At 73.4% G+C, this 11,958-nt stretch carries 10 protein-coding genes; 2 read left to right on the plus strand and 8 right to left on the minus strand.

Annotated elements, in window-relative coordinates; translation table 11 throughout:
- Window positions 1-41 precede the first annotated feature (41 nt).
- Window positions 42-437 carry a hypothetical protein gene (locus IE311_RS03975; protein ID WP_189830108.1) on the minus strand — a complete coding sequence of 132 codons (396 nt, stop codon included), beginning with the start codon at window positions 435-437 and terminating at the stop codon, window positions 42-44.
- Window positions 434-1,120 (minus strand): hypothetical protein, encoded by a 687-nt coding sequence (locus IE311_RS03980; protein ID WP_189830109.1) that lies wholly within the window; start codon window positions 1,118-1,120, stop codon window positions 434-436. The genes IE311_RS03975 and IE311_RS03980 overlap by 4 nt, the downstream gene beginning before the upstream one ends.
- A gap of 153 nt (window positions 1,121-1,273) precedes the next feature.
- Here IE311_RS03980 and IE311_RS03985 point away from each other — a divergent pair, with 153 nt between their 5' ends.
- Together IE311_RS03985 and IE311_RS36545 are read left to right on the plus strand one after the other, a co-directional pair.
- Window positions 1,274-2,458 (plus strand): Gfo/Idh/MocA family protein, encoded by a 1,185-nt coding sequence (locus tag IE311_RS03985; protein ID WP_189830110.1) that lies wholly within the window; start codon window positions 1,274-1,276, stop codon window positions 2,456-2,458.
- 221 nt (window positions 2,459-2,679) lie between these two features.
- Window positions 2,680-4,605 (plus strand): CAP domain-containing protein, encoded by a 1,926-nt coding sequence (locus IE311_RS36545; protein WP_229901708.1) that lies wholly within the window; start codon window positions 2,680-2,682, stop codon window positions 4,603-4,605.
- A 149-nt stretch (window positions 4,606-4,754) separates the two neighbouring features.
- Here IE311_RS36545 and IE311_RS03995 read toward each other — a convergent pair whose 3' ends face one another.
- From IE311_RS03995 to IE311_RS04020, 6 genes are all read right to left on the minus strand, one after another.
- Window positions 4,755-5,876 (minus strand): NUDIX domain-containing protein, encoded by a 1,122-nt coding sequence (locus tag IE311_RS03995; protein WP_189830111.1) that lies wholly within the window; start codon window positions 5,874-5,876, stop codon window positions 4,755-4,757.
- A gap of 94 nt (window positions 5,877-5,970) precedes the next feature.
- A complete protein-coding gene (locus IE311_RS04000) occupies window positions 5,971-6,768 on the minus strand; it encodes a hypothetical protein (protein WP_229901709.1) in 798 nt (265 codons plus the stop codon).
- Between the two features lie 229 nt (window positions 6,769-6,997).
- Window positions 6,998-7,195 (minus strand): hypothetical protein, encoded by a 198-nt coding sequence (locus tag IE311_RS04005; RefSeq protein WP_229901710.1) that lies wholly within the window; start codon window positions 7,193-7,195, stop codon window positions 6,998-7,000.
- A gap of 75 nt (window positions 7,196-7,270) precedes the next feature.
- Window positions 7,271-8,707 carry an NUDIX domain-containing protein gene (locus IE311_RS04010; RefSeq protein WP_189830113.1) on the minus strand — a complete coding sequence of 479 codons (1,437 nt, stop codon included), beginning with the start codon at window positions 8,705-8,707 and terminating at the stop codon, window positions 7,271-7,273.
- A 104-nt stretch (window positions 8,708-8,811) separates the two neighbouring features.
- Window positions 8,812-10,845 (minus strand): ABC transporter ATP-binding protein, encoded by a 2,034-nt coding sequence (locus IE311_RS04015; RefSeq protein ID WP_189830114.1) that lies wholly within the window; start codon window positions 10,843-10,845, stop codon window positions 8,812-8,814.
- A gap of 437 nt (window positions 10,846-11,282) precedes the next feature.
- On the minus strand, window positions 11,283-11,801 hold the full coding sequence (locus IE311_RS04020; protein WP_189830115.1) for a hypothetical protein: 519 nt from the start codon (window positions 11,799-11,801) through the stop codon (window positions 11,283-11,285).
- Between the last annotated feature and the right edge of the window lie 157 nt (window positions 11,802-11,958).

Here is an 11,958-nt window from a genome sequence, read left to right on the forward strand (position 1 = left end):
CACCCGAGGGCTTCCGCCGACCACCTCCCCGTACGGGTGCGTCAGGCTGGGGCGAACAGGTCCCCGGACGTGTCGTGGAGGACGAACCCGTTGTCGAGCCGGACGCGGACCCGCACCGGGATCCCCCCGTCCCGGTAGGCGATCCAGGCGGGCTCCAGCGACCCGATCTGCTCCTCCAGCTGCGTCCTGCTCCCCGGGGGCATCTGATGGCCGAAGTCGTCGAGGAGCGACTTGAGCCGCAGGTACTCGCGCACCTCCTGGCTCTCCTGCCGGTCCTCGCGCACCTCCTCCACCGTTCCCTCGGTACCCGCGGCCAGGCGCAGCGAGCCCACGACGGCACCGGGCTCCCCGGCCGGGGAGTCCACGGCCACCGTGAGCTGTCCCGTGAGTTCGAGTTCGACCGTCAGCCGTACCCGCTGACCCTCCTTCGGCGTCATCGGCTCTGCTCCCCCTCGTCGAGGAGACCAGCGGAGCCGGAGAGGCCCGCGAGGGCGAGGGCCCGGGCGACCGCCGGAAGGTCCCTCGGCTCATGGTCCGTGTTGACGGGGCGCAGCCGTTCCAGCAGGAGCTCCGGCTCCAGACGGTGCTCCTCGGCGGTGGCCAGGAGGCTGTCCGCGTTCGGCCCGCCGAGGGTGTCGTCGAGGTGGTACGACAGCTCACCCAGCACCTGACTCCGGTCGACGAAGTCGCTCATGCCGCAGTCCAGACCGTCGTCCGCGAGATCCTCGGGATACGGCGCGCGGGCCCAGGCCCCGTCCTCGTACCAGTACACACAGCCCAGTTCGTAGCCCTGGAGCCGGTCGCGGAGCTCCTCGTACGGGAGCCAGTCGGGGCCGCCCGCCAGCATGTCGATGGACGGCTTGTGCCACTTCACACCGCTCGACTCGTCCTCGCCGTAGAGCACGAACCGGCCCTCGCCCATCCGTGACATCGTCCACCAGGTGCAGCCGGAGTCGTCGTGGTGGAGCCCCTCGTCGTCGATCCAGAGGCCGGTGCGGTAGCCGCTCGCGCGCTGTTCCTGCTCGGTGGTCGCCGCGACGGCGGCGAGCAGCGCCCACCGTGCCCAGAGCGCCTCGCCCGAGGGAAGGTCCCCGGGCTTTCCCGGACGGTGAATGGTCATGCGTGCCCCGTGTGTCGTCGTGCGTAGGGTGATCGCGGCAACACTACGGCCTGCGGCCGGTCCGGCCCTCCCGCGGCGCCCGCGGTCGACGGCGCGCGCGGGACCGGCGTCGGTCGGCAGGTGCGCGCCCGCACGCCCAAGAAGGGAACGACCATGCCCGACCTCCGACTCGGTGTCCTCGGTTACGGACTGCGCGGCTCGATCGCCCGGACGGCGCACCGCCCCGGCGCCGGCGCACGGGTCACCGCCCTCGCGGACCACGATCCCCGGGCCCGGGCGGAGGCGGCCCCGGCCTTTCCCGGCGCGCGGATCTGCACCGACCACCGTCGGGTCGTCGAGGACCCCGACGTCGACGCCGTCCTCGTCCTCACGCCCGACCACACCCACGCCGACCTGGCCCGCGAGGCCCTGAAGGCGGGCAAGCCCGTCTTCGTCGAGAAGCCCCTCGCCGTCGACATCGAGAGCTGCGACAACGTGCTGCGCACCGCCCGCGAGACGGGCACCCGCCTGTACGTCGGACACAACATGCGCCACATGCCCGTGGTCCGGCTGATGCGCGACATCATCCGACGCGGCGAGATCGGCGCGGTCAGGACGATCTGGGTCCGCCACTTCGTCGGCTACGGCGGCGACTGGTACTTCAAGGACTGGCACGCCGAACAGCGGTGCACGAACGGACTGCTGCTCCAGAAGGCCGCCCACGACATCGACGTCCTGCACTGGCTCGCCGACGGGTACACGGAGCGGGTACAGGCGCTCGGCGACCTCATGGTCTACGGCGACAACCCGCACCGTCGTGCCCCCGGCGAACCGAAGACGGACGACTGGTACACGAAGGACGGCCACTGGCCGCCGCACACCCAGCGCGGGCTGAACCCGGTGATCGACGTCGAGGACGTGTCGCTGGTCAACATGCGCCTGGACAACGGCGTTCTGGCCGCCTACCAGCAGTGCCACTTCACGCCCGACTACTGGCGGAACTACACCGTCATCGGCGACGCCGGCCGCCTGGAGAACTTCGGCGACGGCCCCGGCGGGGCGGTCAGGGTGTGGAACTCCCGCCGTTCGGGCTACCGGGCGGAGCCGGACGCCGAGTACCGCGTACCCACTGTGGAGGACAATGCGGGGCACGGCGGCGCGGACCCCCTCCTCATCGACGAGTTCGTCCGCTTCGCCCGCGACGGCGGCCTCACCGACACCTCACCCGTGGCCGCCCGGATGTCCGTGGCGGCGGGCGTCCGCGCGACCGAGTCCCTGCGTACGGGCGGCACGCCACGCGCGGTACCGCCCCTCGACCCCGAGCTGGCCGCGTACTTCGAACGAGGCCAGACCGGGTGACCCCGCTGCCGGATCCCGGCTCGCCCCCGCTGTCGTCCGTGCGCGCGGCCCGCACGGTGTCGGTGCGGGGCCGCCGTAATGCGAGGTGTCGCAGGGCGTATTTCCGGCCGCGGGTGCGACGCGTGACCCACATCACTTTCTCCGTTTCCCGCTTTCCGTTATCGATGGCGCGCACCAGGCTCTCCCAAGCGCAAACATCTCCAACGGACGGGACGATCGGCGTGCGGCAGAGCACAGGAATCGAGCGGGACACAGAGCTGGTCCTGGCGGCGCGGAACGGTGACCCCTGGGCGCGGGACCAGCTGATCACCGCCCACCTGCCCCTGGTCCACACCACCGTGGCCGTCGCCATGAACGGTCGCCACGGTGCCGAGCACGTCGAGCACGTCGTACGGGAGACGATGACGCGCGCCATCGACGGGCTGCCCACCCTGACCGACCCCGGAGTCTTCCGGCCCTGGCTGGTCGCGATCGCCGTGGACGGGATACGGCGGCACCGGCACGCCCAGCCGGCCGGCTGGGCGTACGGGGACGCCATGAGCGGCGAGTCGCCGCAGGCGACGGGGCAGGCCCACGAGATCACCGAGGCGGCGCGCTGGCTCGACCCGGACGACGGCGAACTGCTGGCCCTGTGGTCGCTGGAGTGCTCGGGCGAGCTCTCCCGCTACGAGACGGCTGCCGCGTTGCGGTGGCCGGTCGAGGAGACGGCGGCCAGGTTCGAAGCGGTACGGGCACGGCTCGACGCCGCCCGGGTCGTCGTCGGCACCCTGAACGGCGGGAACCCCTCCTGCCGCGCCCTGAGCCACCAGGCGGCGGGCTGGGACCACCGCCCCTCCGCCCCGTGGCGCGACCACCTGGCCCACCACACCCTCGGCTGCGCCCACTGCTCCGCGCGCTGGAACGGACTGGTCCCGGCGGAGACGCTCCTGGCGGTCACGACGCCCGCGGCCACGGCCCAGGCGGGCGAGCCGACGTGGGAATCCGTGACGCCGATGCCCGCGGCCACCTACATACCCGGCCGGCACGGCACGTACATGTCCACCCCGCAGGGCGCCCCGGACCCGTACGCGAGCGCCGGCCACGCGGACCCCTACGGCACGTCCGACGCCACCGAGATGCTCGACGTCACCGAGTCGGCCGCGTACGCCCCGGCAGCCGACCTGACGGAGCCGTACCTCCTGGCCGGTTCGTCCCCGGAGCACGTCCGACCCCACACGACCCGGCACACCCCCACCTCCCCGGCGCCGGGGAGGCACGGTTCACGCGCCGCCCTGCGGCGTCGTCGCCAGACGCAGGAGCGGGGCCGGCGCCGGGCCGTCATCGCGGCCGGTGTCGTGGTCATGGCGGTGACGGGTGGCGCGTTCTCGATGAGCGGCGGCCGCGGCGGGGACGACGAGAGCCTCGACGCGAGCCGTCTGACGGCCCCGGGCCTGGACCTTCCCCTCTCCCACGACCCGTCCGCCCACTCCGGCACCCCGTCGGCGGCGCCGACGGATCCCACCGCCTCGCCGCCCACCTCCACGTCCGCCTCCGCGCGTGCCTCCGCCTCGGCATCGCCCAGCGCGCGGGCCACCACCGCCCAGCCGCGCCCGGCCCGCACCACCACGCCCGCCCGGGTGAAGACGACCCCGCCCCGTACCAAGGCGCCCACGCAGGGCTCACCGTCGACCGGTACCGGCACGAACAACGGCAACGGCGGCAACAACGGCGGCACGGGTACCGACGCGGGCTCCGGTACGGGTGCGGGTCCGCAGAACGACCAGGGCCAGAGCTCGGCCGTCGACCAGGTCGTCGCTCTGGTCAACGCCGAGCGCGCCAAGGCGGGCTGCGGGCCGCTGACCGCGAACGCCACCCTGACCAAGGCCGCCCAGGGCCACTCCGACGACATGGCCGCGCGCGACTTCTTCGACCACACCAACCCCGACGGCGCCGGCCCGGGGGAACGGGTGACGGCCGCCGGCTACCCGTGGTCGACCTACGGCGAGAACATCGCCATGGGCCAGAGCAGCCCGGAACAGGTCATGGAGTCGTGGATGAACAGCCCGGGCCACCGCGCGAACATCCTCAACTGCTCCTTCAAGGAGATCGGCGTCGGCATCCACTCCGAGGGCGGGCCCTACTGGACCCAGGTCTTCGGCGCCCGCTGACGACCCGCCCCCGGCCGCGATGTCGGCCCGATGCCCACCGCCCCTGCCGGACGTCCGGCAGGGGCGGTGGGCATACGGGTCTCCGACGCGACCGTGTGAGCCGTGGTCCGGTCCGGGGCCCCGGTCACCCGGGGCACGTGGTCACCCGGTCACCCGGTCATCCGGTCCCAGACCACCGGGTCGGCGAGTTCGGCGACGGGCTGTGGCTGGGCGGCGGGGACACCCAGGGCTGCGCGGGCCCGGTGGACCGCGGCGAGTTGGGCGCCGGCCGAAGGGCCCCAGTCGAAGAGCTGCAGGGCCTGTTCCGGCGTGGCCAGGACGCGGATGTGCGTGCGGCCGGTGGCAGGGTCCACGGGCGGCGCGCCGAGACGGGCGAGGGCGGCGACGTGGCGGACGCGGGCGGAGGGTTCCTCGGGATCCGACAGGTATCCGACGCTCACGACGTCGGTCAGCTCGGCGGCGGCTTCCTCGGCCGCCTCTCGGCGCACGGTGGCCTCGGGGTCGTCGTGGTCCCGGGCTTCGGGCGTACCGCCGGGAAGGCAGGCGGCTCCGGTGTCGGGTTCGAGAAGGACCAGGACACGACCGTCCGGGGCGAAGGCCCAGACCCAGGACTGGCGGACCGGAAGATGCTCCGGGACGGGAGCGGCATGGAAGGGGTAGTGGTGTCGGGCCCGGGACGTTCGCAGGATGCCCGCGGTGTCCAGGACGGAGGGGGCGATCGGACGGCCGTCCTCGAGGAGCACGGCGCCACCGGCGTTGACGCGGGCCCGGAGCGCCGAGAGGGCGCGGCGGGCGTCGCGCGGCGCGAGCAGACCGGGCAGGCCGGCGGGTTCGACGAACTCGATGCCGGTGATCTCGCGCTCGGGCAGCCGAATGGCGGCGATCTGCTCGTCGCTCCAGGTGCCCCCGTCGAAGACATGCAGGAGCTCGCCGGGAAACCGCATGGACGCCGGTGCGCCGACACTCCCGACGGAGACCCAGTCGACGGCGAGGCCCCGGTCGACGGTCAGGGCGACACCGAGCTCCTCCTGCAGTTCGCGGGCGGCGGCCCGTGCGGGCGACTCTCCCTTGTCGACGGCGCCACCGGGAAGCAGACAGGTGTCGAGGTAGTCGACGTGCTGCACCAGGACCTGCCCGTGCCGGTCGGTGATCAGCACCGAGCACCCTGCCCAGAGCGCACCTGAAGCCCGCAGGATCCCGTACTCCTCGTCGGTCGGCTCCGGGCCCGGAGACCTGTCGGGAGTGGAGGCGGTGGAGGGGGTTGTCGTCATCTCTCTCCGATCGGAAAAGTGTCCGTGCCGTCCGTCCGTCCGCGTCATCTGCGACGGACGGACAGGTGGAAGGGCGGCGTGGCGGGCGGGCAGGTCAGGGAAGGGGGACGGGAGTTCCGGTGAGGTCCTCGGCCCGGCGGGCCGGCAGCGGGGTGAGGCGGGGGTGGACGCCCAGGCTGCACGCCTGGAGGAGCCGGCCGAGCGCGACCAGCTCGCCCGCCCGCCCGGCGGGCGTGTCGAGGACGTCGGCGAACTCCCGCCGGATGCGGGCGGCGGTGGCGGGTGCGGTGAGGGTGTACGCGTGGAGGAGGCCGATGTCGTAGCCGACGGGCAGCCGTCCCCACCCCTCCCAGTCCAGGATGACCAGCGGCGCGTAGGTGAGGTTCGCCCAGTGGACGTCGGCGTGGCCGGTGGTGTGATCGCGGATGTGGAGGGGGTCGATGCCGAGGAAGCGGCGGAAGATGTCGTCGATCCATCGCTGCCGTGCGGACTCCCGGTCGGTCGGCACCGTCGCGAGCGTCTTGAGCGCGGATCGAAGGTCCGTCCACCAGACGTCCGGGCGGACGGGGTTCCGGTCGAGCGCGGGGCTGCCGCCGGTGACCGCCGGCGCGGTGACGTACTCGGTGAGTTCGGCACGGTACGCGTGATCACCCCCGGTCCAGTCGCACAGGTCCCGCAGCCGGGGCCGGGGGACGGAGCGGGGTACCAGCGCGTCGGCGAGCGCCGTGCCCTCCCACAGCCTGCCGCCCTGCTTCGCGACCGGGGCGGAGACGACACGCAGCCAGTCGGTCCCGGCCCGGCGGCCGAGGGTGCGGCCCTGCCACCCCCACACCTCCGGTCCGGACACCGTGACGAGGAAGGCGCGCGCCGCGGAGGCGTGGGCGCGTCGCATCCTCACCTGCTCGTCGCGCTCCGAAGGCGCCGTGAACACGCTCTCGTTCCGGGGTCGTCCGACCTTCCTCACCTGCCCTCCCCGTCGGCGACGTGCGCCGCGGACCGTTCCCGCAACCGGTCCTCGAGGTACCGGTACCCCCGTTCCCGGGCGTGGTGTCTGTTGCCCTCGTGGCGAACTGCGTACTCCAACGAGCCTCTCCTCGTCTGACGGTGTCGAACGGGCGTGGTCACGGCGTCCCGTGGGGAGCGAGGCCGATCGGGGGCAGCGTCCAGGCCAGTGCCTTCGGCCCGGCGCCGGAGACGACGTGCTGAGGGCCGCCGCCCGAGAGCTCGACCCGGTACGCGGTCGGCCGACCGGCCTGTTCCCAGCGGGCGTGGACGTCCTCGAGGGGGCGGGGGAGGGGAGGCCGGTCGGGGAAGCGCACGGCGGGGACGGGCGGGGAGCCGTCGGGTGGACCCGGGTGGTGAGGCGAGGTGGGCCGAGGTGTGGTGGCGGTCGGTCAGCGGGGCCACCCCGTCTCGGTGTACGGGCGACCGGCCCGGATGCCTTCGATCGCCGCGCGGGTGTAGGGAACGATCGGCGAGGGGAGGTCCTGGGCGCTCCACCACCGCCAGGCGACGCATGCGTGGGGCTCCCGCAGTTCCGGCGTGCCCTCCCAGTGGCGCGCCCGGAAGAAGAGCTGGATCCGCGGCGGCTCCCCGGGCCGGTCCACCAAGTGGACGGTGTGGACGAGTTCGAGGTCGCCCGGGTCGATCACCAGCCCCGCTTCCTCGTTCGCCTCCCGCACCAGACACGCCGTCGCCGACTCCGCCTCGCAGTGGCCCGCCAGGGCGTGCCAGGAGCCGCCCCCGTACGCCGAGTCGGGATGACGCAGACCCAGCAGGACCTGCCCGCCGCGCTCCAGATAGAGGTGCACGCCGACCACATGCGGCACGGTGCCGGACGGGGCCCCCGCCGAGCCGCTCCCGCCCGATGTCCCGGCGCTGCCACCCGGCGGGTGCTCGGCCGCGTGCCGCTCCAGCAGCTCCCTCGTCGACGGAGGCATCGTCAGGAACGGGAACTTCTCCGGGTGGATCCACGCGAGCAGCACGCCCTCGGTGAGCGGCAGCGCCGACGGGTCGCCGCGCCATCGACCGGTGAACACCTGGATCGGCACCCGCGTTCCGTCCGTGCCGGTGACCTCCTCGGCCGCGTACGGCCGCAGGTCCTCGACGGTCAGACCGGCCTCCTCCCGCAGTTCGCGGCGGATCGTGTCCCCCAAGGTGCCGTCCTGCGGCTCCCGGATCCAGGGCTTGTTGGCGTCGCGCAGATGCAGCAGGTACCGGCCGCGACCGTCGTGGATGATCGCGCTCGCGTCGAGCGGGGTGATCGTCCCGTCCAGCCCCGAGGACATCAACTTGGCCCGCAGGGTGGGGGACGTGACCTCGTCGAACGGCAGCCAGACCGCTCCCGTGACCTCCTCGGTCCGCAGGACGAGCTCGGGAACGGCGCCGGCGGCGAGGCGGAAGACGAAGCGGAAGTCGTAGTGGTGGTGCGCCGGTTCGCCACCGTCGGGCCCGGCGTCGACGCGATGGACGTCGATGTCGATCGGCCCGTCGCGGAACGCGGAGGTGACGCTGAGGGCGCCGGGAGGGATCCCGGTCTCCTCCTCGACCTCCCGCAGCGCCGTGGCCGACAGCGTCCCGTCGGCGGCCTCGACATGACCACCGGGAGTGAGCAGAAGCCCGGAGGCCCTGTGGCCGATGTGCAGGACGCGGAGCTCGCGATCGATCACGACCGCGCCGCAGGTGATGTGCCCGGGCAGCGTGGAGCGGTCGGTCGGATCGCTTTCGGCGTCGAGGGCGGCGAGCAGCCCGGCCAGGGCCCGTCGTTCGCCGGGGTGCCGGTCGAGGTAGGCGCTGACCAGGGCACGGACGGGGAGGAGGGAAGGCGGCATCTCAGGACCTCGCGAGTTCGTGGTGTGAGTCCCGGACCGGGCCGGGACCCATGCGGACGGGGGCACCGTGTCTCCGTAGGCGACCCGCCCACGACGTACGGCGCTCATGCGAGAGCCTGCCCCTCACCGGGACGACCGCCCCGCTCGCTCGCGGCCCCCGTCGCCTGGGGCGGCACCGATGGGGTCACGAACTGGCGGGCCTGCAACGCGTAGGCCTCCCGGAACGCGCCGGTGCCGACGGCGGGATCCATGAGCTCGGCGAAGCTTCCGTGCTCGACGACCCGGCCCTCGTCGAGGACGTAGATCAGATCGGCGTGCCGCACGCTGTGGAGGCGGTGGGTGATCAGGACCACCGTCTGGCCCGAGCCGGCCAGCTCGTGGATCTGGTCGAAGACCCGCTGCTCGGCAGCGGGGTCGAGCGCACTGGTGGGCTCGTCGACGATCAGGACGGCGCCGTCGCGGTACCGGGCCCGGGCGAGACCGATCTTCTGCCACTGCCCTCCGGAGATCTCCTGGCCGCCCTTGTACCCGCGGGCGAGCAGGGTGTCCAGACCGCGCGGAAGGCCTCCGACGACCTCGTCGGCCCCCGCGTACGCGGCGGCGGCCTCGACACCTCTGCCGTCGATCGCGCCGGGCCTGCCGATGCCGATGTTGACGCGGGCGGTGAAGGGCCAGCGGTAGAAGTCCTGGGCGACCATGGCGACCCGGTCGAAGATCTGCGCGCGATCCGCCTCGGCGGTGCTCACCTCCCCCCACAGAACCCGACCCGCGTCGGGGAGCCGGGCCCCGCTCAGCAGGCGCACCAGCGTCGACTTGCCGCTGCCGTTGCGGCCCACGAGTGCGACGGTCCTGCCGCGGGGGATGACGAGGTCGACCTCCCGCAAGGACGGCTCGTCCGCCCCGGGGTAGGTGAAGGTCACCTTCTCGAACCGGATCTCGGCGGGCTGCCCGGGCAGGTCGCGCCCTCCGGTGGGGATGGCACGGCGCACGGCCTCGTCGCACAGGGTCTCCAGGTCGGCGACGAACAGCGCCTCCTCCTGGAGATCGGTGACCCGGAGGACGAGATCGGTGATGCTCGCCGATCCGGTACGGATCGCCAGGACCGCGGTACCGGCGACGGCGAGATCCATCCGCCCCTGCCACAGCAGCAGCCCGAGGACGCCGTAGGCGGCGACGGTGGCGAACCCGCGCGCCGTGTCGGCGAACAGGCCGGTACGGGCGCCGATCCAGGCGAGCCGGGTCTGCTCCCTTTCGCTGGTCTCCGCCATCTGCCGGAAGTGCTGCAGGAGAAAGGGCGCGACGTCGTGGACCCGGACCTCGGCCGCGGCCTGCTGGTCGATCAGCAGTCGGCTGATCAACTGGGCGGCCCGCACATGCTGGACGAAGCGGTGCCAGCTGACGTACCGGTGGCGGGCCATCGTCAGCGATCCCCAAGCGCTCGGCAGCGCCATGCCGATCAGGAGCGGAAGGAGCGCCGGGTGCAGCACGGTCAGGACGCCGGCCGCGGCGATCAGGGAGATCGCCGAGGTGACCACGGCGGTGCAGTAAACGACCATCCGCCTGGCCGACTCGGCGCCCCACTGGGCGGAGTCCATCAGCTTGTGGAAGGCGTCGTCCTCGATCGCTTCCAGCTCCACCCGTGCCACCAGGCCGAGATAGCGCTCGGTGGCCGCCCGCTGGACCTTGGGTTCCAGGATTCCCGTCGCCGCCGTCGAGGCCGATTTGCACGCCGAACCGCACACCGCGAGGAGGGCGACCAGCGTGAGCGAGGGCAGGGCCGCCCTCAGCCTGCCCGTGATGTCGCCGGGAGCGAGCAGCTCGACCAGCAGGGCGTTGACCGCGATCAGGGAGACGGCCTGGGTGATCCCGCGGGCGATCTCGCCGACGGCGACCGTGATGAGCGCCCGCCGGTCGGCCCGTCGGGCCAGCCGGACGGCGACGGCGACCTGCCGGGGCAGGGAGAGCGCCATCGCCCGGAGGCTGAGCTTGAGCCAGGCGCCGTTGTGGGCGCCCCACCCGAAGTCGTAGGTGAGTTCACCGCCGAAGAGCAGTTGCTCCGAGGGTGAGGCGCCGTCGCCGGCTGTGGAGGGCGCGGCGCCGGGGGTGCCGGTGCCGGTGCCGGTGTCGGTGTCGGTCATGCCCCCCACCTCGTATCCGGACCTGAGGCACGCAACGCACCGGTGGCCCGGCGGTCGGGCGGCACGGCGGCGGAGAGCGTTTCGGGCCGGGGCCGGACGGCGGGGGGAAGGGGTGCCAGGGGGGTGGGCAGGGGATACACGGAAGCCTCCGACGACAAGGGGGTGGGGTGTCGTGAGGCTCAACGAGCCTGCTCGGCGTGTCGAACACATGTGTTTCGGACGCGGCGCGAATCCCATGACCGGGCGAATGCGCGTTCGTGCCGGGTACATCGACCCCCGCGATCCCGGGACCGTGCCCAGCGGTGTGTTTGGCCGAAAAAGGGGCTGCTCGCGCCGAGGTTCCATGCACGGGAAAGGGCCTGGGCCGCAGTGCGACGACGTGGGGCTGCCGCCGGCCGGAGGTCCGGCAGCGTGGACGCCGGTCGCAGGCGCTCGCGTCAGTGGCCCGCGCTCACCTTCACCAGCGCGATGGCCACGCCGAGCGCCGCGTCGACGAGCCCCGCGAGCCCCGCGAGGAGCCGTCCGCCGCCCATGCGCAGTCCGCCGACGAAGCCCCACGCGAACAGCGAGGCGACGGCCAGGCCGACCGCCGTCAGGAGCGCCGTCCGGAGACTCATGGCGCCGAGTGCGGAGAGGGCGATCATCACGCCCGGGCCCACCGCACAGGTCAGGAGCGGGCTGCTGACGTACAGCATCCGGCGGAGCTCGTGGCCGGTGGCGAAGGCGCGGTGCACCGTGCGGTGGGCCTGCTGGTCCGCGGTGAACGCGGCCAGCCACAGCGCGAGAGCCGTGGTCAGCACCGTCGCGGCCGCCCCGGCCGGCCCCGGGTCGCCGAAGGACAGGCCCACGATCACCGCGATCATGGTGATCGTCGCGTAGATGCGTTCCTTGAGCCGTTCCGCCAGGGCTCCGGCCTCCGCCTCCGAGGGTTCCCCCGACCGCGCGTGCTCCGCCACTCGATCCCCTTGCCCTGCCGTGTCGCCCTGCCCGCCGGCCTTCCGCGGAACGGGCCATCAGCATGCCGTCCGGGGTCGCCCGGAGCCGGGAGCCACACCCTGGACCGCGCCCGACCGGACCAGGCCCGACCGCACGCGCCCGCTTCCGGCCCACGCC

The sequence above is a fragment of the Streptomyces zaomyceticus genome (genome assembly GCF_014656215.1).
GTDB classification, from domain to species: domain Bacteria; phylum Actinomycetota; class Actinomycetes; order Streptomycetales; family Streptomycetaceae; genus Streptomyces; species Streptomyces zaomyceticus.